This window comes from Streptomyces endophytica, from assembly GCF_026153355.1.
Classification (GTDB): domain Bacteria; phylum Actinomycetota; class Actinomycetes; order Streptomycetales; family Streptomycetaceae; genus Streptomyces; species Streptomyces endophytica.
This window is the reverse complement of the sequence record NZ_CP110636.1, coordinates 5,174,822-5,200,474: the sequence shown is the minus strand read 5'-3', so window position 1 is coordinate 5,200,474 and position 25,653 is coordinate 5,174,822. Positions and strand designations below refer to the sequence as shown.

The following is a 25,653-nucleotide window of genomic DNA, read 5'->3' as shown; positions in this document are numbered from 1 at the left end:
TGACCGCCCCATCATGGAACCAAGCGAGGTCCCGGCGACCCGGCGGGCGCGGACGAAGGAGGACCTGTGACGACCAACGGCAAGGAGCAGCCGGCCGAGCACCGGCCGGCCGAGCTGTACACCGGTAGCGAGCGGCCCTACGACCCGGAGGACCTGGTGCGGGCGTCCGGGCGCGAGCCCACCCCGTCGAGCCTGGCATGGGCCAGGCGGCTCATCGAGGAGGAGGGGCCGGGCGCCATCGAGCGGTATCTGCCGTGACGGCCGCACGCTCCGGGGGACGCTCCTGAGGGCCTGCTTCCGGATCTCCCGACAACCCCGCGCCGGCGGCTGCGGCGCGGGAGGCGGAGGCGCTGGGGATGGACATCGAGGTCCTGGCGGCCGGTGCGCTCGGCGGTGTGCGGGCCGAGCGCTGGGCGCGGGCACTGTCCGCGCCCGGCGGTGCGGCCCATCCGGTGCTGTCCCCGGACTTCGCGCGGGCGGTCGGCGGGGTCCGTCCGTCCGCCCGGGTCGCGGTGCTGGAGAGCGACGGCCGGTGCGGCTGGCTGGGCTTCGAGGAGCGCGGGCACGGCGTCGGCGAGGTCATCGGCAAGGGCTTCACGGACGTGGGCGGGCTGCTCTGCGAGCCGGGGCTGCCGCGGCCCGACTACCGTGCCGTGCTGGCCGCCTGCGGGCTGGCGGTGTGGCGGTTCGTGCAGGCCGAGCCGGCCGGTCCGCCGCTCGGCGGGGCGGGTACGGCGGTGCCGCCCGGGGTCCGGCTGCTGGGCCGGGTGCCGAGTCCGCTGGCGGATCTGAGCGAGGGCTACGAGGCCCATCGCACGGCCGTCCGGCGGCGCTCGCCCGCCTCGGCGAAGACCCTGCGCAAGCACGAGAACCGGCTGGCGCGCGGCGCGGTGCCGGTGCGGTACGTCTTCGACGAGCGCGATCCGCGGCTGCTGGGGACGATGCTGCGGTGGAAGTCGGCGCAGTACCGGGCGAGCGGCTGGTCCGATCCGCTGGCCGCGGAGCGCGGTTCGGAGCTGGCGCACGCCTTGGCGGGGCTGCGCACGCCGACGTGCACCGGCGCGCTGTCCGTGCTGTACCTCGGTGACGAGCCGGCGGCGATGCAGCTCACGTTGCGTTCGGCGACCGTGCTGACCTGTTGCGTCACCGCCTTCGACCACCGGTACGCGGCGCATTCGCCCGGTACGGTGCTGCTCGGCCGGGTGATCGCGACCGCAGCGGAGCTGGGGGTGACCACCGTCGACCTGGGCACCGGCGACTCGGAGTACAAGCAGGCGTTCACCACCGAGGAACGCGCCCTGCCACAGGGCCTGTTGTGGCGGCCGACGCTGGTGGCGGGCGGCGCCCTGCTGCACGACGCGGCCGAGCGCACGGCGCGGGACTTCATCACCGCCCGGCCGTGGCTGCGGTCCCGGGTGCGGGGCGCGCTGCGGCGCTACGGGGCGCTGCGCGGCTGAACGGGCCGGCGGGTGAACGGGCAAGCGGGCGAAGGGAGTTGTCCGGGTACGGGCCGCGTCATGCGGCGACGGCGGCGTCCTCGGACAGCAGGAACGCCGTGTTCACCAGCGCGACATGGGTGAACGCCTGCGGGGTGTTGCCCAGTTGGCGGCGTTGCTCGGGGTCCCATTCCTCGGAGAGCAGGCCGACGTCGTTGGCCGCCGACAGCACCCGGGCGAAGAGTTCCCGGGCGGCGTCGTGCCGGCCGGTCGCGGCCAGTGCGTCGGCGAGCCACAACGAGCAGGCGAGGAAGGCGCCTTCGGTGCCGGGCAGTCCGTCGACCGCGGCCCGTCCGGCGTAGCGGCGGTGGAAGCCGGCGTGGTCGAGTCCGTCGCGCACCGCGTCGACGGTGCGCACAACCCGGGGGTCGTCGGGCGGCAGGAAGCCGGTCTTGACGATGAACAGGGTGGCCGCGTCCAGTTCCCGGCTGCCGTAGTGCTGGACGAACACCCCGCGTTCCCGGTCGTAACCGTGCGCGCAGACGTCGGCGTGCACCGCGTCGCGCATCGCCCGCCAGCGGTTGACGGGGGCCGCGAGGCCGGTCAGGTGCGCCATCCGGACCGCACGGTCCGCGGCGACCCAGGACATGACCTTGGAGTGCACCCAGTGCCGGCGGCCGCCGCGGCCCTCCCACAGGCCCTCGTCCGGGTCCTGCCAGTGCGCCTCGATGAAGGACATCAAGGTCCGCAGCAGGCCCCAGACATGGCGTTCCATCGGGATGCCGGCCCGCAGCGCGAGGTAGAGGGTGTCGACGACCTCGCCGTAGACGTCGAGCTGGAGCTGGTCGACGGCGGCGTTGCCGAAGCGGACCGGGGCGGAGTGCTCGTAGCCGGGCAGCCAGTCGGCGGCGGTCTCGGGCAGCCGCCGTTCACCGGCGACGCCGTAGACGCTCTGCAGGTCCCGCGGGTCGCCGGCGATGGCCCGAACCAGCCACTGCCGCCAGGCGGCCGCCTCCTCGCGGAAGCCGCCGCGCAGCAGCGCGGACAGCGTCATGCTGGAGTCGCGCAGCCAGCAGAAGCGGTAGTCCCAGTTGCGTACGCCGCCGAGGTGTTCGGGCAGCGAGGCGGTGGCGGCGGCGACGATCCCGCCGGTCGGCCGGTAGGCGAGCGCCTTGAGGGTGATCAGGGAGCGCAGGACGGCCTCGCGCCATTCGCCGTCGTAGCGGCAGCCGGCCGTCCAGCGCCGCCAGGCCTCGGTGGTCTCCCGCAGGGCGCGGTCCGGGTCGACCCGGTGGGCGTTGGGCAGGTGGGAGGGCTGCCAGGTCAGGACGAACGGCACCGTCTCGCCGGCCCGTACGGTGAAGTCCGAGCGGGTGCTGGTGTCCTGGCCGTAGGTGTGCACGCCGGGGGCGAGCCGCAGCCAGGCGGAGTCCGGTCCGGCGACCGCGATGCGGTGGTGCTCGGTGCGCCGCACCCAGGGTGTGATCCGGCCGTAGTTGAAGCGGAGCCGCAGGTCGCCGCGCATCTCGACGCTGCCGCGCAGGCCCTCGACGAGGCGGACCAGGCGCGGTGACTGGTCGCGCTGCGGCATGAAGTCGACGACCCGGACGGCGCCGTCGGGGGTCTCCCAGGTGCTCTCCAGGATCAGGGTGTCGCCGCGGTAGGCCCGGCCGTCGCACGGCCCGCCGGAGACCGGGGCGAGCCGCCAGTGGCCCTGCCGTTCGTCGCCGAGGAGGGCCGCGAAACAGCTGGGCGAGTCGAAGCGGGGCAGGCACAGCCAGTCGATCGAGCCGTCCCGCCCGACCAGGGCGGCGGTCTGCAGGTCGCCCAGCAGGGCGTAGTCCTCGATGCGTCCGGGCATGGCGTCCCTTCGTGCTGTCCATTCTGCGCGCGACGGCGGCGGGGCGCGCGGGCCGCCCGTTCGGCGCACGGCGCACGGCTCCCGACTGGCCCGCTTGCGGCGGATATGGGATCGTAGGAGGCTTTTTTTGCAGCGTGGGATCCCTCGTCTGGGGAGGAGGGACGCTCCATGACGCGGCGGCGGTGGGTGCCCGAGGACACCGACCAGGACGTTCCGAACGTCGCCCGGGTCTACGACTGCTACCTGGGCGGTTCGCACAACTTCGCGGCGGACCGGGATCTGGCCCGGGAGGCCGTCGAGATGTGGCCGGACCTGCCGCTGATCATGCGCGAGAACCGGGCCTTCCTGCGGCGGGCCGTGCAGTTCCTCGCCGGGGAGGGCATCACCCGCTTCCTGGACATCGGCTCCGGGCTCCCCACGTTCGGCCCGGTCCACGAGGTGGCGCGGGTGGTGCAGCCCGAGGCGCGGGTGGTGTACGTGGACATCGACCCGGTGGCCGTGCAGCACAGCAGACTGCTGGTGGCCGATGACCCGCTGTGTGCGGTGGTCGAGGCCGACATGCGGGATCCGGCGCAGCTGCTGGCGCGGCCCGCGGTGGCGGAACTGCTGCGTCCGCGCGAGCCGGTGGCGGCGCTGCTGCTGGCCGTGCTCCACTTCGTGACGGACGAGGAGGACCCGGCGCGGATCGTCCGGGAACTGTCCGCCGCGCTGCCGACGGGCAGTGCGCTGGCGCTGTCGCACGGGGCGCGGGAGGGCCGGCCCGATCTGGTGGAGAAGCACGAGGACCTGTACGCACGGGCGTCGGCGCCGCTGACCATGCGTACCCGGGAGCAGATCGTGGCGCTGTTCGAAGGATTCCGGCTGCTGGAGCCGGGGGTGGTCTACCTCCCCGAGTGGCGTCCGCAGGATCCCGCGTCGGTGGGACCGCATCCGGAGCTGTTGAGCGGCCTGGCGGGAGTGGGGCTGAAGCCGTGAGTTTCCCGGCCGGGGGGCGCGTGGACGCCGCCGCGGTCCGTTTCCGCGACTCCTGGTCCCGGCTGTTGCGGCAGGGCCACGGGGCCGCGGTGAGCCCGGGGGTCCTGGGCCCGCTGGTGTACCGCACGGCCGAGCTGCTCAGCCGGGCCCACGGGGAGGAGCCGTTCGATCCGGGGCCGGCCGAGCGGGCCGGGGCGCTGCTGATCGACGCCCAGTTCACCGACCCCGTGGTGCTCGCCCGGGCCATCGAGCTGCTCCAGGAGTGGCCGGCGCGGGACGACCGGGGACCCGCGCTGACCGGGGCGTTCGCCGCGGGCTGGTCGGCCGCGCTGCGCGACCGGACGCTGCGTGAGCAGGAGGCGATCCGGCGCGCGGTGGACCTGGCACGGCGGGAGGCGGAGCGGGCACTGTACGCGTCGGAGGCCCGGTTCCGGGCGATGTTCGAGCGCGCCGCGATCGGCATCGGCTTCGCGGACCTGGAGGGCAACCTCCTCGTGGTGAACCACACGCTGCAGGAGATGTTCGCGGCCACCGCCGAGGACATGCGCGGGCTCAACGTCGAGTCGCTGGTCCACCCCGAGGACTCGGCCGGCGTCTGGGAGACGTACCACGAGCTGGTCCAGGGCGAGCGGGAGAACTTCCAGTGCGACAAGCCGTACTACCGGCGGGACGGCGAGGTGATCTGGACGCACCTGACGGTCTCGCTGATCCGCGACGAACAGGGCACGCCCCGTTACCAGGTGGCGATGCTGGAGGACATCACCGACCAGCACCGGTTGCAGGAACGGCTGCGCCATCAGGCCACGCACGATCCGCTGACCGGGCTGCCGAACCGGACGGCGTTCTTCGAGCGGCTGGAGGCGCTGTTCGACGATCCGGGGCCGGGGGCGCGGTTCGGGCTGTGCTCGCTGGACCTGGACGGCTTCAAGAACATCAACGACAGCCTGGGCCACGAGGCGGGGGACCAGCTGCTGGGGGCGGTCGCGGACCGGCTGCACTCCGGGGTGGCGCCGTTGGGTCACCTGGTGGCGCGGCTGGGCGGGGACGAGTTCGCGGTGCTGATGGAGCGGAGCAAGGGGCCGCAGGAGGGCATCGCGGTGGCCCAGCGGGTGCTGGGGACCCTGGCGCCGCCCTTCCTGATCGGCGATCAGCATCTGGCGGTCAGGGCCAGCATGGGGGTGGTGGAGCAGCCGGTCTCCGCGACGACGGCGAGCGCCGCGATGCGCAGTGTGGACCTGACGCTGTACCGGGCGAAGAAGGAGGGCCGCGGCCGCTGGACGCTGTTCGATCCGCAGCGCAACGCGGTGGCGGTGAGTCAGTACGCGATGTCGGTGCGGATTCCGATGGCGCTGGACCGCGGGGAGTTCTTCCTCGACTACCAGCCGTTGTGCGCGCTGGACGACGGGGCGATGGTGGCGGTGGAGGCGCTGGTGCGCTGGCGCCACCCGGAGCTGGGGGTGCTGGGACCGGACGAGTTCATCATGACGGCCGAGGACAGCGGGCTGATCATCCCGCTGGGCCGCTGGGTACTGCTGCACGCCTGTGAGCAGGCGGCGCGCTGGGCGGACCGGTTCGGTGACGCGGCGCCGCGGATGAACGTCAATCTGGCGGTGCGGCAGGCCCGTAACGCCGGGCTGATCGCGGACATCGACCGGATCCTGCGGTCGAGCGATCTCGATCCGGGCCGGCTGCAGCTGGAGATCACCGAGAGCGCGATGCTCGGCCCGCGGGACCCGGCGCTGCAGGCCCTGCACGAGCTGGTCGACATGGGGTGTCGCTGACGGTGGACGACTTCGGCACCGGCTGGTCGAACCTGGCGTACCTGCGGGACCTGCCGGTCTCCGGACTGAAGATCGACGGGTCGTTCGTGTCCGAACTGCATGCGGCCGGGGAGGATCCGGTGGGCTGGCGGATCATCGGCGGCATGGTGTCGCTGGCGCATTCGCTGGGGCTGTCGGTGACGGCGGAGGGGGTGGAGACGGCCTCGGACGCACAGCGGTTGCGGGCGATCGGCTGTGACTGCGCGCAGGGCTGGTACTACGGCCGTCCGGTGCGGCCCGGGGAGATCACCCGGCGGATCGTCGAGGCCGCGGGCGGCACCCGCGCCGACGGGGAGGGCTGAACGGCCCCACCATCCCCCGATGATAATTTCTCCGGCATTTTGGACATATCCCCTTGACTCGGCACCGAGGACCTGTCCATGATGGGGCCCTGGCACCCGTAGGCAGTGCGGGCACCGCCCCACAGCCCCAACGGACAGCACATTTGCCAGTCGTGGTGGTCGACGCTTCCAGCGTCCGAGAACGACCCGGCGTCTCATCGCCCGGGGTACAGCGACCGAGTTCCTCCGCGAGCTCCTCCTGCCTCGCGTCCCCGCAGCTCGTTCTCCTCATGGTTCACGGGTGTACCGCGCCTTCTCGAACAGGCCCCGGCGGCCGCGCCGCCGGTGTACGCCCCTCACCTTCCGGTACGCCCTGCGGCTTTCCGGCCCGGGCGTCCGTTGCCGCTTCGTGAGGCACGCTCATGAGTACCACTCTGCCCTCCGGCATGATCCAGCGCACCGTCGACGGCGGCCGCCCGCTGCGCCGCTCCAGCGACCGCATCACCAGTCCACTCCCGATGCGGCGGGAGAGCGACCTCCCACCGACCTCACACACCGTCAGTTTGGTGATCCCGGCGCACAACGAGGCCCGCAACGTCCCCTGGGTGTTCAACCAGATCCCGTCCTCGATCGACGAGGTGATCCTGGTCGACGGAGCGTCCGACGACGCGACCGTGCGGATGGCCGCGCACTGCCTGCCCTCCGTGCGCGTGGTCCAGCAGACCGGGCACGGCAAGGGCGACGCACTGCGCACCGGCTTCCTGTCCGCGACCTGCGAATACATCGTCATGATGGACGCCGACGGCAGCATGTGGCCCGGTGAGATCCCGCATTACGTGCACTTCCTCGACAACGGCTTCGACTTCGTCAAGGGCTCCCGCTTCATCGCCGGTGGCGGCTCGCTCGACCTGACGCCGGTGCGCTCACTGGGCAACCGTGCGCTGCTGACCGTCGTCAACCGGGTCTACCACGCCACCCTGACCGATCTCTGCTACGGCTTCTGCGCCTTCCGCCGCAGCTTCCTGGACGACCTGCACCCGCAGGCGCCCGGGTTCGAGATCGAGGCGGAACTGATCGCCCACGCACTGCGGCTGGGACTTCGCGTCGCCGAAGTGCCCAGCCTGGAACTTCCCCGCCGCAGCGGGCACTCGCATCTCCACGCGGTCTCCGACGGCCGCCGGGTGCTGCGGACGCTGCTCGCCGAACGGCCCGGTGGCCGGCGCACGGCGCCCCTGGGAGTGGGGAAGCGATGACCGGCCTCGGCCCGCGCACCGCAGCGGCCTGCCCCGGTCTCGCCGCCCGCGATTCGCTCTACACCCCCGCCCATGTCGTCGAGCTGGACCTGGCGGCGCCCGGTGAGCTGCGCTCACCCGGCGGCGCACCGGCCGCCGCTCCGGGTGGACGCGTGTTGGCGTTGGTGCGGCTGCAAGGACACCCGCTCGGGATGGTCAGCGCCCACGGTGTGCTCGGGGACACCACCGGCCTGTACCACGCGCTGGCCGAAGCCGCGCATCGCCAACTGACCGCACCGGCCGCCCCGGAGGCACTCCGGACCGGTCCCGGCCGTCCGGCCCGGGCCCCGGGAGCGGCGCAACCACCGGCGGTCACCGTCATCGTCGCCACCCACAACCGTCCCGGGATGCTGCGCCAGTGCCTGGACTCGCTGCTGCGCAGCCGGCACCCCTCGTACGAGATCGTGGTGGTCGACAACGCACCGCGCGACGACGCCGCCGAGCGGCTGGTGCGCGCCCGTTATCCGTCCCGGGTCAGGTATGTGAGGGAATCCATGGCGGGCCTGGCCCGGGCGCACAACCGCGGACTGCTCGCCGCCCGCGGCCGGATCTGCGCCTTCACCGACGACGACACGCTGGCCGACCCCGGGTGGCTGGACGCCCTGGAGCGCGCCTTCGACGACGGCGGCGGCGCACAGGGCGGCGGGGCACGGGTCGGCTGCGTCACCGGGCTGATCGTGCCCGCCGAACTGGTGACCGCGGCACAGTCCGCGCTGGAGTTCCACGGCGGCTTCGGCAAGGGGTTCGCCCCGCGCAGCTGGTCGCTGGCCGACCCGCCCGCCGATCCGCTCTTCCCGTTCACCGCCGGGCAGTTCGGCTCCGGGGCCAACATGGCCTTCCGCACCGACGTGCTGCGGGAACTGGGCGGCTTCGACCCGTCGACCGGCACCGGCACCCCGGCGCACGGCGGCGACGACCTGCTGGCCTTCTTCCTCGTCCTGGCCGCCGGGCACCGCATCGTCTATCAGCCCGACGCCGTCATCTGGCACCGCCACCGCCGCGAGGCGGACGCCCTGCCGGCCCAGGCGTTCGGCTACGGCGCCGGGTTCGGCGCCTTCCTGGCCGCCGCGCTGCGGCACCGTCCCGGGGCGCTGCCCGCCCTGCTGCGCCGGCTGCCGGGCGGCATCCGGCACGCCGTCGGCCGGGCCCACGACCGCTCGGCACCGACCGGTGCCTGGCCGGCCCGGCTGGCCCTGCTGGAGCTGCGCGGCATGCTCTACGGCCCGGTCGGCTATCTGCGCAGCGTCCACGCCACCCACCGGGCCGCCACCGCCCGAACGGGACCGTCATGACCCCGCACACCGCTCCCCCGGGCGTCGCGGACCTGCCCGCCGCGCCCTACCTGGTCGTGCTGCGCCGACGGGTCGGCTCCGCGCTCCGCTACGAGCCGCTGCTGCGCAACGGCCATGTCCTGGTGGCCAGTTCGCTGATGACGGCCGTGGTCGGCGCGTTCTACTGGGTGCTCGCCACGTCCTGGTACCGCCCGGAGACCGTCGGCCGCTCCTACGCCGTGATCTCCGCGGTGACCCTGCTCGCCGGCTTCGGGCAGCTGAACCTCTCCGACGTGCTGGTGCGGTTCGTCCCGTCGGCCGGCCGGCACACCCGGCGGCTGCTGCTGCGCAGCTACGCCGCGGCCGGTCTGTGCGCCGGACTGCTGGCCGGCGCCTTCCTCGCCCTGGTGCCGCTGATCGCCCCCGGACTGAACTTCCTGCGGGGCCCGTTGATCGGCCCGTTCTTCGTGGCGGGGACGATGGGCTATGCGCTGTTCATCGTGCAGGACGGGGCACTGACCGGTGTCCGCCGGGCCAACTGGGTGCTCGGCGAGAACGCGGTGTTCGCGGTGGTCAAGGTCCTGGTGCTGACGCTGGCCGCGGGCTGGGCGATCAGCTCCGGCATCCTGCTGTCGTGGGCCGGGGCGCTGGCCGTCTCGCTCGTCGTCGCCAACTACGTCCTGCTGCGGCGCGCGGTGCCGGCCCACGAACGGGCGCACGGCGACGGGCGGATGCCGCCCCGGCTGCTCGGCTACGCCGCCACCGACTACGGCGGTGCCCTCTTCCGGCTGTCCGCCTACAACATCGTGCCGCTGATCGTGCTCGACACCCTGGGCGGCGCCCGGAACGCCTACTTCTCCCTGTCGTGGGTGATCGCGTACACCCTCTACCTGGCGACCTACAACATGGGCAGTTCGCTGCTGGTCGAGGCCGCGCACGACCCCGCCCGGATCAGCGAGCTCGGCCGCCGGGTGCTGCGGCACACCGGTCCGCCGCTGACCGCCGGGGTGATCGTCCTGGTCGTCACCGCCCCCTGGCTGCTGTCGGTCTTCGGTGCCGAGTACGCCGACCAGGCCACCGGTGTGCTGCGGCTGCTGGCCCTTTCCGCCCTGCCCAACCTGCTGCTCAACGTGGCCATCGACGTGGCGCGCGCCCGCCGCCGGCTGGCCTGGGCCGTCGCCCTCCAGGCGGCGCTGTGCGCCCTGGTGCTGGGCCTGACCGTCCGGCTGATCCATCCCTTCGGCATCACCGGGTGGGCGCCGCCTGGCTGCTGGCCGAGTGCGCACTCGCCCTGCCCCTGCTGATCACACTGCCGCGCTGGCTGCCGTCCCCCGCAAGGAGCCCTCGATGAACGCGCTCCGATTCCGCCTCTTGGGCGCCGGACTGCTGCAGGCGGTCCGCTTCGTGCTCGGCATGCTGTGCAGTGGCGCGTCGACGACCGTGGGGGTGCAGCAAGCTCCGACCGCCGCGGCCCGCACCGAGCCGAGCCTGACCGTCGTCATCTGCGCGTACACCCTCGCTCGCTGGTGGCAACTGCTGGACGCCGTCCGCTCGGTGCAGCTCCAGCACTACCCGGCCGACGAGATCCTGCTGGTCGTCGACCACTGCCCCGAGCTGGCCCGGCGGGCCGAGCGCGCGCTGCCCGGCGTACGGGTGCTGCCCAACGCCGAGGCACAGGGACTCTCCGGTGGCCGCAACACCGGGGTCGCGGCCGCGCACGGCGACATCGTGGCCTTCCTCGACGACGACGCGGCGGCCGACCCGGACTGGACCGCCCGGCTGCTCACCGCCTATCACGACCCGCGGGTGCTCGGCGTCGGCGGGCTGGTCCGCCCCCTGTGGGAGACCGGCCGGCCCGCCTGGTTCCCCCGCGAGTTCGACTGGGTGGTCGGCTGCTCCTACCAGGGGCTGCCCGAACGCCGCGCGCCGGTACGGAACTTCATCGGCGCCAACATGTCCTTCCGGCGCGCCGAGGTGCTGGCCGCCGGCGGTTTCCGCACCGACCTGGGCCGGATCGGCACCCGCCCGCTGGGCTGCGAGGAGACCGAGCTCTGCCTGCGGGTCGCGGCCCGCAACCCCGGCGGGAAGCTGCTGTACGAGCCGGCCGCCGCGGTCCGCCACCACGTACCCGCCGCCCGCACCACCCGCGCGTACTTCCGGGCCCGCTGCTACGCGGAGGGGCTGTCGAAGGCGGCCGTCGCCCGGCACGCCGGTGCCGGCCCGGCGCTGGCCAGCGAACGCACGTATCTGCGCCACACCCTCCCGGCCGCGGTGGCCGACGGGCTGCGGCCGGGCGGCGAGGCACCGCCGCGCACGGTGCCGGCGCTGGTGAGCGGGGTGACCGCCACGGTCCTCGGCTACGCCGTCGGCCGGCTGCGCCGCCCCGTCGAACGCACCCGCGGCCAGGCCGCCCTGCGCGCCCTGGCGGTGCTCGCGCTGCCCGCCGCGCTGCTGCTGTGGCTGTGCACGCTGCTGCGCGGGGTGGACCTCGGCGCGATGGGCGACCTGGGCCTGGTGCAGGTCCTGCCGGTCACCTACTGGACCGGGCTGGTGCTGCTCGCTCTCGGGTTCTGCGCGGCGCTGGCCGACCGGCACAGCCGCACCTGGCAGTACACCGGTTATGTGCTGGCGCTGATCACCTTCCTGCACGCCACGCCGTTGGCGCTCTACCCCGAACTGCGATACTCCTGGGCCTGGAAGCACGTCGCGGTCACCGACGTCCTGCTGGACACCGGCACCCTGCCCACGGCGGCCGGCCGGCTGGCCGTCTACGCCCACTGGCCCGGCTTCTTCTGGCTCAACGACCTCTTCGTCACCCATATCGGCCTCACGTCACCGGGCTCGTACGCGAGTTGGTTCCCCCTGCTGATCAACGCGGCGCTGGTGGTCCCGCTGCTGATGCTGTACCGCACCTTCTCCCGCAGCCGGCGGCTGATCTGGGGCGGCGCCTTCCTCTTCTTCAGCTGCTCATGGGTGGGCCAGGACTACTTCTCGCCGCAGGCCTTCGCCTTCCTGCTGTACGTGTGCGTCATCGCGGCCGTCGCCCACCGCCTCCCGCGGCCCGGCCGGCCGCGACCGGGCCGGCCATCACTGGGCTGGGCGGTGCTGGTGCTGCTCGCGATCGCCACCATCGTCGTGTCGCATCCGCTCACCCCGGTGATGCTGATCGGCTCGCTGCTCCTGCTGTCCCTGCCCCGCCGCAACCGCCGGGTGGTGCTGCCGGTCGCACTGGTCGCGCTGGCGCTGGCGACGGCCTGGGACGCGACCGCGGCCCGGCCGTTCATCGAGGCGAACCTCCACGACCTGATCGGCGGCCTCACCACGCCGGAGTCGAACGCCGGGTCCGGGCTGCTCGGCCTCTCCGGTGCCACCAGCGGACAGGTGATGGTCGCCTGGGCCGACCGGATCCTGTCCGCGGTGGTCTTCCTCTTCGCCGGGCTGGCGGTGCTGGTGCGGCCCTCGCTGCGGCGCACCGCGCTGCCGTGGCTCGCGGTGGCACCGCTGCCCTGGGCCGTGGCCAACAGCTACGGCGGCGAGATGATCTTCCGGGTGTACCTGTTCGCGCTGCCCGCGACCGCGTTCGGCGCCGCGGCGCTGCTGCTGCCCCCGCTGCTGACCCCGTCCCGCGGGCGCGGTCTGCGCCGCGCGCTGCGGCGGGTGCGGGCCGCGGCGGTGCCGCTGGTGCTCGTGGCGCTGTTCGGCGCGCTCTCCCTGGCGTACTTCGGCAAGGAGAACGTCAACTACTTCACCGCCTCGGAGACCTCGGCAGCCAAGTGGCTCGCCACGCACGCCCCCGAGGGCTCGTTGATCGTCGGCGCCTCGGACAACTTCCCGTACGCCTACCACGATTACGAGTACCACGACCGGATCTGGCTGTCCGAGGCGGCGCCCGGCGACCAGTGGCAGGTGCGCCGCGACCCCGCGGCCGAGCTGCACGTGCTGACCGGATCGGGGCCGCCGCGCCCGGCCTACCTGATCCTCAACCGGGCCCAGGAGGCCCAGGTCACCGCCACCGGCGCGCTGCCGCCGGGCACCCTGGCCCATCTGCGGAGCGCACTGGCCCACCGCTCCGACTACCCCGTCATCCACCGCACCGCCGACGCGGTCGTCTACCGCATCCTGCCGGAGCGCACCCCAGGAGGCTCCTGAGAGCACTTCCGGTCCAGAACGGGGGTCCCGAAAGGACACCGGACATGAGCGCCGTGCCCGTCTTCCTCTACCACTCGGTGACCAGCGACCCACCTCCCTGGATCGCGCCGTACACGGTCACCCCCCGGGCCTTCGCCGAGCAACTCGACCGCATCGCGGACGCCGGGCTCACCGTGATCCCGCTGCGCCGGCTGGTCGCCGCGATCCGCGGCGGGCCCGCGCTGCCCGCCCGCTGCGCGGTGCTGACCTTCGACGACGGCTTCGCGGACTTCTACTGGTCGGTGGCACCGCTGCTCACCGAACGCGCCCTGCCCGCGACGGTGTTCATCACCACCGGTGCCGTGCATCCGCCCGGCGGCACCCCGGAGGGCAGCCTGCTGCCGCCCGCCGCCATGCTGAGCTGGCGCCAGATCGCCACCCTGGACGCACTCGGCATCGAGATCGGCGGCCACACCGTCACCCACCCCCAGCTGGACGCCCTGCCCGCGCAGCGCGTCTGGCACGAGGTCGTCGACTGCAAACGGCGGCTGGAGGACGCGCTCAACCACGCCGTTTACGCCTTCGCCTATCCGCACGGCTACTCCAGCAGCGCGGTCCGCCGCACGGTGCGGGAGGCGGGCTGGACCTCGGCCTGCGCGGTGCGCAACGCCCTGGCGACGGCCGACCGCGACCCGATGCGCATCCCCCGCCTGATGGTGCGGGCGGACACCCGGCCGGAGCTGTTCACCCAGTGGGTCCGCGGCGGCGGCGCGCCGGTGAATCCCGCCGGGGAGTCCTTCCGCACGACGGGGTGGCGCCTGTACCGCCGCACCCGCGCCCTGCTCGGCCGCCCGGTCGGCGGGCCGTCGGAATCCGGCACCCTGTCACGGGAATCGGGCTGACTCACCTGACGAGGTGACGCACCTCACATAGTCCAAAATGGATGATTGCCTCCCCGCGGAGCGCGGTCAGCGGTTGGCTGGAGCCGACATCGTCGCCCCGGCCGTCCAGGCCCCGCAACGGGAAGTGATCCTCTTGTCACGTCACTTACGCGCGTTACGCGCCCTTGGCCTCGCCCTCCTCCTCGCCACCCTGTCCCTGGTCACCGCCCCGGCCGCGAGCGCGGACACCCGCACCGCCATCGGGGGCGGCACCGGGATCATCTTCCGGCTGCAGCCGAACCCGCAGGAGCCCACCGGCTTCTACGTCTGCACCCTCACCGCGGTCGGCCGGGACGCGGCCGGCAACCTGGTGGCCCTGACCAACGCCCACTGCTTCATCGACGAGGCGGGCAACAAACTGGTCGGCGAGAAGGTCTACCGGGACCGCTCGCCCGCCGGGACGGCCTTCTCCCCCGCCCCGCTCGCCGACAGCCGCCCCGACCTGGACACCGGCGTCATCGGCACGGTGACCTACGTCAGCACGCCCAACAACCTGCTCAACTCCGGCCCCAAGGGCCTGGACTACGCGGTGATCAAGCTGGACGAGAGCCGGGTCGCGCCGACCAGCACGGTCGGCGGCGTCACCATCACCTCCCTCGGCGCCCCGCCCGCCAACGGCACCCGGATGTGCAAGGAAGGCCACCGCACCGGCCTGACCTGCGGCATCAAGCTGGGCACCCACGACATCTGGTTCACCCACCTCATCTGGACCGACGGCGGTGACTCCGGTTCCCCCGTCGTCGACGGCCAGACGCTGGTCGGCAACGCCTGGGGCGCCCAGCACAGTTCGCCGATCCTGAACATCCTCGACGAGATGAACGCCCACGGCGGCGTCGGCGCCGGCTTCCACCTCGCCACCTGAGCCCGCCCGGAGCGCACGGGCCCGCCCAGGAAGTGCCTCCGGGCCGGGCCCGTGCCCCGCGACCGGCTCAGTGCTGCCAGACCCGCACCCAGTCCACCGACATCCGGGCCGTGTGCACGCCCGGCGGCGGGAGCTCGGGGTAGCCGACCGCGAGGGTGAACAGCAGCTCCATCGGCACGTGCGGGATCTTCGCGGGATCGGTCACCCGGAACCTGAGCTCACCGTCGATGTACCAGGTGAGCGCGTCGCGTTCCCAGTTCAGCGCGAACACGTGGTGACCGGCCGGGAAGTCCACCGGTCCGAAACTCCCCGCGGTCGCCTTTTCCTTGCCGTCCGGGCCCCGCCAGTGCACCGTCATGTCGATCCACCGGGGCATCTCCAGCACCTCCGCGATGTCGATCTCCGGCGGCGTGAACCGCGAGGCCGGCATCAGCCAGAAGGCCGGCAGCATCCCGCCCTGCCCGGGGATGCGCACCGACGCCTCGAAGTAGCCGTAGGTGAAGACGGCGCGCGGGCGGGCGTTCCAGGAGCTGCGGCCGGTGGAGACCATGCCCGAGGTCCAGGGGTAGTCGCGGCCGTCCGTACCCCGGGTCGCCCGCCGCCGGGCGGTGAGGGTGAGCCGGCCGCCGCCGACCGAGACCTGCCCGGGCCGGTACCACTGGAGCTCGTCGTTGCCGCGGTTGGTGCACCCGCCCTGGTTCCAGTCGTAACACGTCGTCCACCGGGCCGGGTTGAGCCGGTCGCCGTGGAAGTCGTCGGCGAAGACCGTGTGCCAGGGCCCGGGGGGCGGCGGGCTCGGCGGCGGGACGCGCGATCCGCCGTCATGGGCGCAGCCCGCGGCGAGGGCGACCGCCAGAAAAAGGCTTGCGGCGGCCCGCACCACTCGGGAAGATCCCATCGGCCGCCTCCCCGGCGCGCTACGGAGCACTCACGAAGATCGTCCCCCAGACCGGGACGCTCCGCTACTTTCCCGCTCCGCCGCCCCGAAGCCCTGGCCGCCTCCCCGCCCGCACCCCTCCCGAAGGACCGGCATGACCACCGAACGCATCTCCCCGCCCGTACGCGCCGGCGAACGGGAGACCCTGCGCGCCTTCCTCGACTTCCACCGCGCGACCCTCACCATGAAGGCCGAGGGCCTGTCCGACGAGGACCTGCGCCGCCGCTCGATGCCGCCCTCCACGCTCACGCTGCTCGGCCTGGTACGCCATATGGCCGAGGTGGAGCGCACGTGGTTCCGCCGGGTGATCAACGGCGAGGACATCCCACTCGTCTGGTCCGCCGAGGGCGACTACCAGGCGGCCTACGACCCGGACGGCTCCACCGGGGCCGAGGCGTTCGCCGTCTGGCAGGAGGAGGTGGCGCACGCCCGCCGCATCGAGCAGCAGGCCCCCTCCCTCGACGTCACCGGCTACCAGCCCCGCTGGGGCGAGCACGTCTCGCTCCGCCTGGTCATGCACCACCTCATCCACGAATACGCCCGCCACAACGGCCACGCGGACTTCCTCCGCGAGGGCATCGACGGCACCGTGGGCGCCTGAACCGTCCGGGCGCCCCCTGGGCGGGGCGCCCGGCGGACGGTCAGCCCAGTTCCAGGCTCGTTACGCCGTACGTGCGGTGCTGGTCCGTCGGAGGGACCGGGCCGGTGTACATGCGGAGGGTGTGGGACCGGGGGGTCAGGCCGCGGCCGGTGGCCAGGGCATGGGCGCCGGTCCGGGGGCCGGGGATGTCGAGGGCGACCTCGTCGGCGGGGGCGAGGGTGGCCGTCAGGGCGTCGAAGAGCGCCTCGGCGACCCGGTCGGTGTCGGCGAAGAGCGGGCCGATGCGGTGGCCGGTGCGGGCCGGTCGCAGCACGCCGTAACCCGCGATCTCGCCGTCCCGCAGGTACGCCCGGGCGGTGTGGCCGGGGGCGGTCAGCCAGCGGGTGACGAAGCCGCGCCGGTCGGCGGGGAAGCAGCGCCGGTCGTAGGCGGCGAGCGCGTCGAGGTGGGAGCCGGTGACGGGGACGACCTCGGGCGGCGGGGTGCCGTTGCGGACCGGCCGCCCGCCGTAGCGGATGGTCTCGTGGGCGGGGGTGAATCCGGCGCGCCGGTAGGTGGCCTGCTGGGCCGGGACGGCATCGAGGCCGACGGTCCGGGTGCCGGCGTGCGGGACGGCGGCGCGCCAGGTCGCCAGGCCCAGTCCCTGCCCGCGCAGGTCGGGGTGGACGAGGTAGTAGCCGAGGAAGGCGTAGGACGCCGAGTAGTTGACGACGGAGACGGCGGAGACGGGCCGGGTGCCGCGGCGGCCCAGGAAGAAGCCGTCCGGGTCGGTGGGGTGGAAGCAGGCGGTGTCGTCGCGGCCGGGGTTCCACTCCTCGTCGGCGGCCCACTGCACCACCTGCTGCCAGTCGTGGGGCGTGGCGGTGGTGACGGTGAGTTCGTCGGTGGCAGGCATGACGGGTGATCGGTTCCCTTCCGGTGGGGCAGCGGGGTGGGGGCGGCGGCGGGCCCCGGGGCCCGGGTGTGCTGTGCGGCCAGGCCCTAGACGAGGTCCATCGCGGCGACCTCGTCCGGGCGGCCGTAGCTGACCGGGCCCTGGAAGCGCCGGCGGGCGGTGGCGAACCACCAGACGGTGGCGATGACGAGCACCACGGCCAGGGCGAGGGGCGCGTAGTTGAAGGAGGCGGGGGTGATCGGGGACGCCTGCGGCAGCATGAACAGCACGTTGCTGATCAGGATCCAGATCACCGCGATCGCCGCGACCGGCTTGCCGTAGCGGCCCAGGTGCCACGGCCCGGCCTGGAAGTCGTCGAGCCGCAGCCGCAGGAAGATCGGCACGGCGTAGGCGAGGAACAGCCCGACGACGTTGACGCTCACCACCGCGGTGAAGGCGGTGTGCGACCACCAGCCGGGCACCACCAGCACGAGCGGGCAGGCCGCCGCGAGCCAGACCGCCTTGACGGGCGTGCGGGTGCGCGCCGACACCGAATGCCACCAGCGGGAGCCGGGCATCGCCCCGTCCCGGGAGAACGCGAAGATCTGCCGGGTATTGCTGGTCATGTTGGCGAGACCGCAGAACAGCATCGCGCCGATGACGATCAACAGCAGGAACTTGGCAGTGCTTTGGCCGAGCGCGTCGATGAGAATCTGCACCGGCGGCGCCTCGGCGCCCGCCGCGTGCCGGTAGTCGCGAATCGCATAGACCAGGGCGAGCATCAGGAGCAGCCCGGTGATCGCGGAGCAGGTGATGGCCCGCATGATGCCGCGGGGCGCGTTGACCGTCGCCTTCACGGTTTCTTCGGACATGTGGAAACTGCCGTCGAAACCGGTGAAGGTCCAGCTGGTGACGAGCAGTCCCAGCATTCCGCCGTACATCGCGTTGGTGAAGCCGGTGTTGTTGACGAAGTGGGTGGCGAACGCGGGCGATTGGTGATGGTCCGGAACGAAGGTGAGCGCGCCGACGATCACCACCATGCCGATCAGCAGCCACCAGACGGAAATCCGGTTCACCAGTGCAACCAGCCGGACGGTATACGTGTTCGCCAGTGCCTGGACGAGCAGGATGGCGGCGGTGATGAGCACGGTCTGCTGCGGCGTCGGTGTGTAGGACGGCCACTGCATCGCGATGAAGGCCTGGATGAAGGTGGCGGCCGCGAAGTTGGTGGCCGCGGTCCCGCCGACCTGGCCCACGAAGTTCAGCCAGCCGGTGTACCAGGACCAGGCGCCCTGGTGCCGCTTGGCCAGCTTGCCGGCCGAGAAGTAGAGCGCGCCGCTGGTCGGGTAGGCGGAGGCGATCTCGCCCATCGCGGCGCCGACGAACAGCACCATGACCGACACACCGATCCAGCCGAAGACGAGGATCCGCGGGCCGCCCGCGGTCATGCCGAATCCGAAGGACGAAAAGATCCCGGAGATGATGTTGATGATGGTGAACGAGATGGCGAAATTGTCGAACGCGCGGAATCTCCGGGTGAGTTTCCGCGGATAGCCCATGGCGTGCAGTGTGGCGTCATCGTCGAGGGTGGCCGGGTCGACCGCGTGGGGGGATTTCGAGCGGGTTATTGACGTGCGCTCGGACACAACCGCAACCTTTCTGGGGGGAGTTTTCCGCATCATGTGTCGTGCGGTACCGGGAGACCGCAGGAACGTCTGGCTTTCGACAATTGCTCCGCCGGGTCGCCGAATGCGCTCCAGGGCATGCGGGAGGCGTACGGCCCCATCGCGGTGAGGACTTCACGCGCCTCGAATTCGTGTTTCGCCATGTACAACGCATGCGCCAGATAGGCCAGATCGAGTACCGGCGTGAAACGGTATCCGGACACCTGAGGCAGCCAATTGCGGTAGATGCCGAGCGCCGTGCTGATCCACTGGGGCTGTTCCCAGGTGCGATCGGCGAGCGGCGCCCCGGGGACGTAGTCCTCGACCAGGGCCACCAGGGGCAGCAGCCGCAGCGCCGAGGTGGCCGGCGCCCGCTGGCTGAGGAAGGCGGCCACGTCCCAGCTCGCGCTGGAGGCACCGCCGTAGCGGGGGAAGAAGAAGGACAGGAAGCGGTGGTGGGCCTCACGGTGCCAGGGGTCGAGCCGGAGGATGTGGGCGAAGAGGTACCAGGGACCGGGCGGTGCGGTCAGCAGCCCTTGCGGCGCGGGGTCCAGGGGGCGGTCGAGACGGGTCAGCGCCAGCTGGGCGACCCAGGGGGTGGGGTCCTCGGGCAGCAGTTTCGCGGCCCGGTCGCACGCCGTCCGGGCGATCCGCGCCAGCGCGCCCTGCCGCCGGTCGGCCGCGCCGGCGTCGGCCATGCGCAGCGCCCGGACCATGGCCACCCGGGCCCACAGCAGGGCGGCCTCCGGGCCGGGCTCCTCGGCCAGCCAGCGTTCGGCGAGGTCCGAGTCGGCGGCGACGGAGGCCAGGACGAGCGAGCGGTGGGCGCGGACCTCGAAATCGTCGCGGGTCTCCTTGAGGACGTCGTGTGCGCTCAGGTACCGCCCGGCGGTGACGTCCATGCAGGCCCGGGCCAGCGCCCGGTCGTCGGCCGCCGGACTCCACACGTACTGCCCCTCGAATGAGCCGGCCGCCATGGTCCCCTCCCGGTCACGAAGGCGTCATCCGCCACACCGCATTCCAGCCGCGCCGAATTCAGCTGGTCCTGCCACCGGTCGAGCAGCAGCGGGCCACACCCTACTCATCATCAACTCACCAGGAAAACAGTCGCCTGGAATATCTGGTTCCGCACCCTTTTGCTCTGGTCGAAGAGAAAGAGATTGAAAAGGAAACCACTTTCCGGCCAACTTCCTCAGGACCCCTTCTCTTTGAGCCTCGTTCAGCCCCAGCGCATTTAATTGGCATATTCGGGCGTTCACCCACCCTCCACAAGCGGAGGCCATCGACGCCCTACCCCTCCGTATCGCGCACGACTCCCCGTCCGCTCCCCGCGCCGGCCGCCGCCCCGTCGGACCGGGCACCTTGTGCGCCGACGGCCCGCACCTCTCGGCCAGTTCGCCCGCGATTTCCGGCCATGCCGGGCGGAGACCGGTTCCCGGACCGGGAAGTCGTCGCGAGCGCGGTACGCGTGCCGCTCCGGGCCTCTTCACGGCGCACTTCCAGGCGCAAACGACTCCCACGCTGATGACGGTCCCTCAGGTTCCGGCAGTTTTTCGCACCTTCGTTGAACGAAACGGCACTCCGCGCCGGTCACCACCCACCCGACGCCCCAAGGGAGTTGACGCACCGCAAGCACGGATTCGACCCAAGAGCAACCGAAATTAGCGGAAGCTACTTTCCGGAAGCGCGCGATCACATGTAGCGTTCGTCCCGACCGGAGGCCGTGGCCACGCACCACGTCATGGCCGAGTACGGGCATGGGCGCGAACGTTCTTGTGCACGGACGGAGCGATTGCCCCCGTTGGGCGCAGCCGCCTCCCACGTGCGTGTTCGCCACCACGCCCCACCACCGGAATGAACGTCGCGATGGCTGCACAGCACCTCAGCACCCTTCGAACGTCGAGCACCGCCATGTCTGTCCGTACACGCCTGCTTTGCAAGAGGAATGGGCCCAGATCATGTTTATGAACTCCTCGACGACCCCGCTTGCGTTGCGACCGGACGCCGACTTCGGCCGACCGGTCATGGCCGGGCCCGGCGAAGGGCCACCCCTGGCGGTCGACCGTCTCCCGGACGGCACCTGGCAACTGACCCTGCACGCCCTGGAGCCCGTCTCCGTGCACCGGCTGCCCTCGGACGAGGTGCACATCATCCTGGCCCCGCCCGGTGAGAACCCGCCCCGTTCCGGGGAGCCGGCGGCCGGGCCGGCCTCCCGCCCGGAGCCGATCCAGATCGACAACGCGGCCCGCACGGTCTTCATCAAGGGCCGCCAACTCGGCCTGCCAAAACTCGAATTCGACCTGCTCGCGCACCTCGTCCGGCATCCCCAGCGGGCCTTCACCCGGGAGCAGCTGATGGCCGCGGTCTGGCCGAGCTGTCAGTCGAGCACCCGCACCGTGGACGTGCACATCGCCCGGCTGCGCCGCCGTCTGGGGCCGGGCCTGCGCGATTCGATCCGCACGGTCTTCGGCATCGGATACAAGTACCACCCCGCGCCCTGACGACGGCCGGCACCCCGGCGCCGTACCTCAACCCCCGCGGAAGCGGCCGGGTTGAGGTGCGCCGGGGTGCCGTCCGAGGGCTCCTTGCGGACGAACGCCCGGCGCAGGGCGTGGTACGGCTGGTCCGGGTCGAAGAAGATCCGGTGCATACGGGCGAGTTCGTGCTCCCGGTAGGCGGCGAGCGGCCGCTCCGCCTCGTCCCGCTCCCGGGCGTCCTTCTTGGCGGCGATCCGCGGCTGGACCGCCGGCGAGGCCGCCAGCCGCCGCGCCAGTTCGGTGGTCCGGTCCGTGAAGTCCCGCGCGGCACAGTCGACGGTCCGGTCCACCAGTCCGAGCCGCTGCCCGGTCGCGGCGGTGACCGGCAGGGCGCGGGTGGTGAGCCGTTCGGCCGCCTCGCGCCCGGCCCGGCGGGGCAGGGTGTAGGTCCAGTACTCCGAGCCGTAGAGCCCCATCAGCCGGTAGTGCGGGTTGAGCACCGCGGCCGAGCGGCACCACACCTCGTCGGCGGCGAGCGCCAGCATCACCCCGCCGGCCGCGGCGTTGCCGCCGAGCGCGGCGACCACCAGCCGGTCGGTGGTGGTCAGCACGGCCTCCACCAGGTCGTCCATGGCGTTGAGGTTGGCCCAGGACTCCTCGGCGGGGTCGGCCGCGGCCTCGATCACGTTGAGGTGGATGCCGTTGGAGAAGAAGTCCCGGCGTCCGCCGAGGACCAGCACCGACGTGGGCCGGGTGCAGGCGTGGCGGTAGGCGGCGAGCAGCCGCCGGCAGTGGTCGGTGCTCATCGCCCCGCCCGGGAAGGAGAACTCCAGGAATCCCGCCGGGCCCTCCTCGCGGTAGCGGATGTCGCTCCAGGTACGGGGCGCCTCGCCCCGGTCGAGTGGTGCCGGGAGCTCGGGGAGCGGCGGCAGGCGGTCGCCCAGTGCGAGGGTGGCGGGGAGCTTGACGGTGCCGGGCTCCCCCGGCCGGCGCGGCGCCCGGAGTTCGGGGATCCACACCGCGCCGTCGGCCGTCGCCCGGCAGATCGCGCCGCACCGGGTGGCGAGAAGTTCACCCGGCCGCCCGCGCAGGGTGTCCTCGGGGTGGCCGCCGTGCAACATCCAGGTGTCGCCGAGGAGTTCGTCCCGTACGCCGGGGCGGGAATCGGCGGCACGGAGCGTGCGTACGACGGTGGCGGTGGAGTCGGAGCCCCAGTCGATCCGGCGCAGGTCCTGGCGGAACGGCGGCCGGGGCCGGCCGGGGCGCGCGCCGGCGGGCAGGCCGGCCTGGGGCTGCGGGCGGTGGGTGCCGGAGGCGAAGCGCTCGACGGCGGTGAGCACCGCCTCGACGGCCGCGTCGGCGATCTCGTTGCGGTACAGGTCGCTCTTACCCACCGCGGGGACCGGGCAGCTCGCCGAGGCCCAGATGTCGCCGGCGTCCATCTCGGCGTTGGCCTGCAGGACGGTCACACCCCAGGCGTCCGCGCCCAGGTGCACCGCCCAGTCCACGGAGGACGGGCCGCGGTCGCCGACCGGGCCGGGGTGCACGATCAGACAGGTGTGGGCGGACCACACCTCCCGGGGAACGGCCGTGGTGAGCATCGGCGCCACGATCAGGTCGGGGGCGTGGCGGCGTACGACGTCGAGCAGCGGGGTCCGCGGAGTCACCAGTTCCACGCCCACCCGGTGGCCGCGGTCGCCTAGTTCGGCGTGGACGCGCTGGGTCAGGCTGTTGAAGGCGCCGGCGATGAGCAGAATGTGCACAGCTTCACTCCCCTGGTGCGGCAACCGGTGCGGTGGGCCGGGGTGGCCGGTGGTGAGCGTTCCCCGGGCACGGCCGTACGCCGCGCGCCCGCCCGGCAGGTCCCCCGTTCGGCGACGGCCGTATGGCGCAACCCGACCGCCGAACCCCCGTCCGCCACGCCGATGACTGACTGGCCGTCAGGTAGTTCCGGGCTCCGTTCACCTCGGCGGTATCCCGCCAAAGTTGGCGCGCCGGGGCCGCCTGACACCGTTCCGGCATTGCCTTTCATTGACATTGGCTTGGCCAGCCTTTTACTTTCGGTGTGCGGCATCGACGCAGGTCAGCGCTGATGCCGGACCGTCTTCCGCACTCTCACGGAGGTTCCCATGGAGCAGCTCATCAAGAAGATGGCCCAGGACGACGTGTGGCGCAGCTGGCTGGCCGCCAACTCCGCCGCACAGGCGGCGAAGGAGGGCTGCATCAGCGCCGCACCCAAGGCCGGCTGCATCAGCGCCGCGCCGAAGGCCGGCTGTATCTCCTGATCGTCCACCGGCACTCCCCGGCGCCCGGGAGCAAGGGACGGCGGCGGCACTTCCCCCGCCGCCGGCCCGCTCCCGGGCGCCGCGCCCCGTCCCCGCGGGCACTCCCCGTTCCTCCCCGAGCCATGACGAGGGTTCCATGGATGGTCAGCCGACCGCCGAGGTCATCGAGCAGATCCGCGACATACCGCTCTACCGCGCATCGCTGGCGAAGGGCTATTTCCCGGTCCTCGACAAACCGGACATCGCCCGCGGCTTCCCCGAGAACTGGATGACCCCCCGGCTGGCCGCGGCCCTGGAGGCCGGCGAGGCGGAATACGTGCTCTCCACCGGCACCAACCACGCCCGGATGCAGCTGATCCGGCCCCCGTACTTCCTGCTGCACTCCTACTACCGGCTGTGGAGCGAGCATCCGGACATCGCCGGGACCTGGGAGTCGGGCTGCCGGCGGGTCTCGCTCACCACCGTGCTGGCGACCGAGCACGTGGCCCGGGTCGGCGCGGCCCGGCGCGGCGTCCCGCCGGCGCAGGTGCCCTCCTTCGAGGACCGGTGGCTGGACGACCGCACCTGCTACCTCAACCTGCGGCTCGACCCCGCGGGGTGGGAGCGCGACGAGGTCGTACGGATGCTCCGGGAGATCGAAGCGGCCCGGGCATCGCATCCGCAGGGCGCGTACCACCTCGACTGCTCCGGGTACCACCTGGCGCATCTGCTGCGGAAGGTCGGGGAGTGGGGACTGTGGGACGACTTCCCGCCGCCCGCCAGCATCATCCACGCCTACGAGTACACCCCGGTCAACGTCCGCCGCTTCCTGGCACAGCACTTCGACTGCCCGGTCATCGACCTCTTCGGCAGCACCGAGCTCGGCTACCTCTACTTCAGCGACCGGCGCGGCGGATACCGGCCGTACCTCGACGGGATGAGCGTGGAACTGCATCCGGTCGCCCCGGAGAGCACGATCCACGAACTCATCGTCTCCAGCGTGCGCAATCCCTTCATGCCGCTGATCCGCTACCGCTCGGGCGACTGCGTGCGCACCCTGGACGGCACGCCGGACCCGGACCGGATCGCCCAATTCTGCGGCCGCCGGAAGGAGTTGCTGCCGATGCGGAACGGGCCGGTCGCCCAGGGCGACCTCGACCGGTGCATCGGCGAGCTGTCGCCGGACGTGTTCGTCTACCAGCTGCAGCTGACCGGTCCCACCGAGGCCCTGCTGGCGTACACCACCTTCCACGGCACCCCCCTCGGGGCCGCCGAGTCCGCCGCGCTGGCGGACGCCGTCGGCGCGCTCACCGGGCGGCGCTGCCGGCTGGTGCACCACGCCCACATCCCCATCGGGAAGTCCGGGAAGTACGCCTGGCTCGTCGACGCCGACTGATCCGCGCACACTCCCTTCCGCCTGCCCGTCCGCACCCGCACAGGAGACCCATGACCAGCCGCCCGCCGCTGTCCGCCGACGCCCTCCGGGAACTGCTCGGGGAGGCGCTGCACACCGAGGTCCTCGACCATTTCGCCGCCCGCAGCGAGGCACCGCGGGAGTTCGTGGCGCGGCAGGTCACGGAATGCCTGCGCTACCTCTTCCTCGTCTCGCGGTACCGCGACCGGCTCGGCGGCCTGTTCCTCCCGGTCGAGCAGGACATCGACGAGATCTGGCACTACCTCATCCTGCAGACCCGGGAGTACCGCGCGCTGTGCGAACAGCGGCTGCCCGGGGGGTACTTCATCGAGCACCGCAGCATCGCCTACGAGGACTATCAGCAGGAGCCGGGCCGCGAGCAGGTCCTCGAAGAGGCGCTGCGCTGGATCCCGTTGTACTGCGCCGAGTTCGGGCCGTTCGACGAGGGTGCGCTGCCGCACTGGACGATCGTGCGCTTCCTCCACGAGCAACTGGGCATGCCGCTCGCGGACATCGCGGCGCTGAAGTCGCCGACACCGGTATAGGGGACCACAG

The 25,653-nt window shown here is 72.5% G+C and carries 19 protein-coding genes and 2 pseudogenes; 15 read left to right on the top strand and 6 right to left on the bottom strand.

The features are described from left to right. Positions 1-66 precede the first annotated feature (66 nt). Both OJ254_RS23245 and OJ254_RS23240 read left to right on the top strand, forming a co-directional pair. Positions 67-258: a hypothetical protein gene (locus OJ254_RS23245; RefSeq protein ID WP_261952957.1), complete on the top strand. Its 192-nt coding sequence runs from the start codon at positions 67-69 to the stop codon at positions 256-258. Between the two features lie 98 nt (positions 259-356). Next, positions 357-1,457 carry a GNAT family N-acetyltransferase gene (locus OJ254_RS23240; RefSeq protein ID WP_265363885.1) on the top strand — a complete coding sequence of 367 codons (1,101 nt, stop codon included), beginning with the start codon at positions 357-359 and terminating at the stop codon, positions 1,455-1,457. A 58-nt stretch (positions 1,458-1,515) separates the two neighbouring features. Here OJ254_RS23240 and OJ254_RS23235 read toward each other — a convergent pair whose 3' ends face one another. Continuing rightward, a complete protein-coding gene (locus OJ254_RS23235) occupies positions 1,516-3,366 on the bottom strand; it encodes a glycoside hydrolase family 15 protein (protein WP_265363884.1) in 1,851 nt (616 codons plus the stop codon). A 99-nt stretch (positions 3,367-3,465) separates the two neighbouring features. Here OJ254_RS23235 and OJ254_RS23230 point away from each other — a divergent pair, with 99 nt between their 5' ends. The 8 genes and pseudogenes from OJ254_RS23230 (at position 3,466) to OJ254_RS23190 (ending at position 14,867) form a co-directional block, all read left to right on the top strand. Beyond that, the gene (locus OJ254_RS23230; RefSeq protein WP_265363883.1) at positions 3,466-4,272 is read left to right on the top strand and encodes an SAM-dependent methyltransferase; all 807 of its coding nucleotides are present in this window, start codon (positions 3,466-3,468) and stop codon (positions 4,270-4,272) included. A 437-nt stretch (positions 4,273-4,709) separates the two neighbouring features. After that, positions 4,710-6,394, top strand: a pseudogene (locus OJ254_RS23225) (putative bifunctional diguanylate cyclase/phosphodiesterase). A 401-nt stretch (positions 6,395-6,795) separates the two neighbouring features. Next, positions 6,796-7,626: a glycosyltransferase family 2 protein gene (locus OJ254_RS23215; RefSeq protein WP_265363880.1), complete on the top strand. Its 831-nt coding sequence runs from the start codon at positions 6,796-6,798 to the stop codon at positions 7,624-7,626. Then, positions 7,623-8,957, top strand: coding sequence for a glycosyltransferase family 2 protein (locus OJ254_RS23210; protein ID WP_265363879.1), 1,335 nt, complete (start codon positions 7,623-7,625; stop codon positions 8,955-8,957). The genes OJ254_RS23215 and OJ254_RS23210 overlap by 4 nt, the downstream gene beginning before the upstream one ends. Further along, positions 8,954-10,240: a lipopolysaccharide biosynthesis protein gene (locus OJ254_RS23205; protein WP_265363878.1), complete on the top strand. Its 1,287-nt coding sequence runs from the start codon at positions 8,954-8,956 to the stop codon at positions 10,238-10,240. Before OJ254_RS23210 ends, OJ254_RS23205 begins: the two co-directional genes overlap by 4 nt. A gap of 43 nt (positions 10,241-10,283) precedes the next feature. Beyond that, a complete protein-coding gene (locus tag OJ254_RS23200) occupies positions 10,284-13,085 on the top strand; it encodes a glycosyltransferase (protein ID WP_265363877.1) in 2,802 nt (933 codons plus the stop codon). 44 nt (positions 13,086-13,129) lie between these two features. Then, positions 13,130-13,966: a polysaccharide deacetylase family protein gene (locus OJ254_RS23195; RefSeq protein WP_265363876.1), complete on the top strand. Its 837-nt coding sequence runs from the start codon at positions 13,130-13,132 to the stop codon at positions 13,964-13,966. Positions 13,967-14,039: 73 nt separating this feature from the next. Further along, entirely contained in the window at positions 14,040-14,867 is an 828-nt protein-coding gene (locus OJ254_RS23190; protein WP_265363875.1) for a trypsin-like peptidase domain-containing protein, read from the top strand. 67 nt (positions 14,868-14,934) lie between these two features. Here OJ254_RS23190 and OJ254_RS23185 read toward each other — a convergent pair whose 3' ends face one another. Next, positions 14,935-15,765 (bottom strand): glycoside hydrolase family 16 protein, encoded by an 831-nt coding sequence (locus OJ254_RS23185; RefSeq protein ID WP_265363874.1) that lies wholly within the window; start codon positions 15,763-15,765, stop codon positions 14,935-14,937. A 133-nt stretch (positions 15,766-15,898) separates the two neighbouring features. Between OJ254_RS23185 and OJ254_RS23180 the strand changes: the two genes are divergently transcribed. After that, positions 15,899-16,405 carry a DinB family protein gene (locus OJ254_RS23180; RefSeq protein ID WP_265363873.1) on the top strand — a complete coding sequence of 169 codons (507 nt, stop codon included), beginning with the start codon at positions 15,899-15,901 and terminating at the stop codon, positions 16,403-16,405. Positions 16,406-16,445: 40 nt separating this feature from the next. Here the strand turns inward: OJ254_RS23180 and OJ254_RS23175 are convergent, their stop codons facing one another. The 3 genes from OJ254_RS23175 to OJ254_RS23165 all read right to left on the bottom strand — a co-directional run bounded on the left by OJ254_RS23175 (position 16,446) and on the right by OJ254_RS23165 (position 19,920). Continuing rightward, positions 16,446-17,300 carry a GNAT family N-acetyltransferase gene (locus OJ254_RS23175; protein ID WP_265363872.1) on the bottom strand — a complete coding sequence of 285 codons (855 nt, stop codon included), beginning with the start codon at positions 17,298-17,300 and terminating at the stop codon, positions 16,446-16,448. 86 nt (positions 17,301-17,386) lie between these two features. After that, complete coding sequence (locus OJ254_RS23170; protein ID WP_265365274.1) at positions 17,387-18,838, bottom strand: amino acid permease; 1,452 nt, start codon at positions 18,836-18,838, stop codon at positions 17,387-17,389. Between the two features lie 119 nt (positions 18,839-18,957). Then, positions 18,958-19,920 carry a hypothetical protein gene (locus OJ254_RS23165; RefSeq protein WP_265363871.1) on the bottom strand — a complete coding sequence of 321 codons (963 nt, stop codon included), beginning with the start codon at positions 19,918-19,920 and terminating at the stop codon, positions 18,958-18,960. Positions 19,921-20,700: 780 nt separating this feature from the next. On the opposite strand from OJ254_RS23165, the pseudogene OJ254_RS31160 reads away from it, so the two are divergent. Continuing rightward, a pseudogene (locus OJ254_RS31160) lies at positions 20,701-21,366 on the top strand (winged helix-turn-helix domain-containing protein); the annotation flags it as partial. Here the strand turns inward: OJ254_RS31160 and OJ254_RS23155 are convergent. Then, a complete protein-coding gene (locus OJ254_RS23155) occupies positions 21,321-23,183 on the bottom strand; it encodes a hydrogenase maturation protein (RefSeq protein WP_265363870.1) in 1,863 nt (620 codons plus the stop codon). The pseudogene OJ254_RS31160 and the gene OJ254_RS23155 overlap by 46 nt on opposite strands. 366 nt (positions 23,184-23,549) lie before the next feature. On the opposite strand from OJ254_RS23155, the gene OJ254_RS23150 reads away from it, so the two are divergent. From OJ254_RS23150 to OJ254_RS23140, 3 genes are all read left to right on the top strand, one after another. Beyond that, positions 23,550-23,705: a hypothetical protein gene (locus OJ254_RS23150; RefSeq protein WP_261952940.1), complete on the top strand. Its 156-nt coding sequence runs from the start codon at positions 23,550-23,552 to the stop codon at positions 23,703-23,705. 136 nt (positions 23,706-23,841) lie between these two features. Then, a complete protein-coding gene (locus OJ254_RS23145; protein WP_265363869.1) occupies positions 23,842-25,080 on the top strand; it encodes a phenylacetate--CoA ligase family protein in 1,239 nt (412 codons plus the stop codon). Between the two features lie 50 nt (positions 25,081-25,130). After that, the gene (locus OJ254_RS23140) at positions 25,131-25,643 is read left to right on the top strand and encodes a glycine-rich domain-containing protein (protein WP_265363868.1); all 513 of its coding nucleotides are present in this window, start codon (positions 25,131-25,133) and stop codon (positions 25,641-25,643) included. Positions 25,644-25,653: the final 10 nt, after the last annotated feature.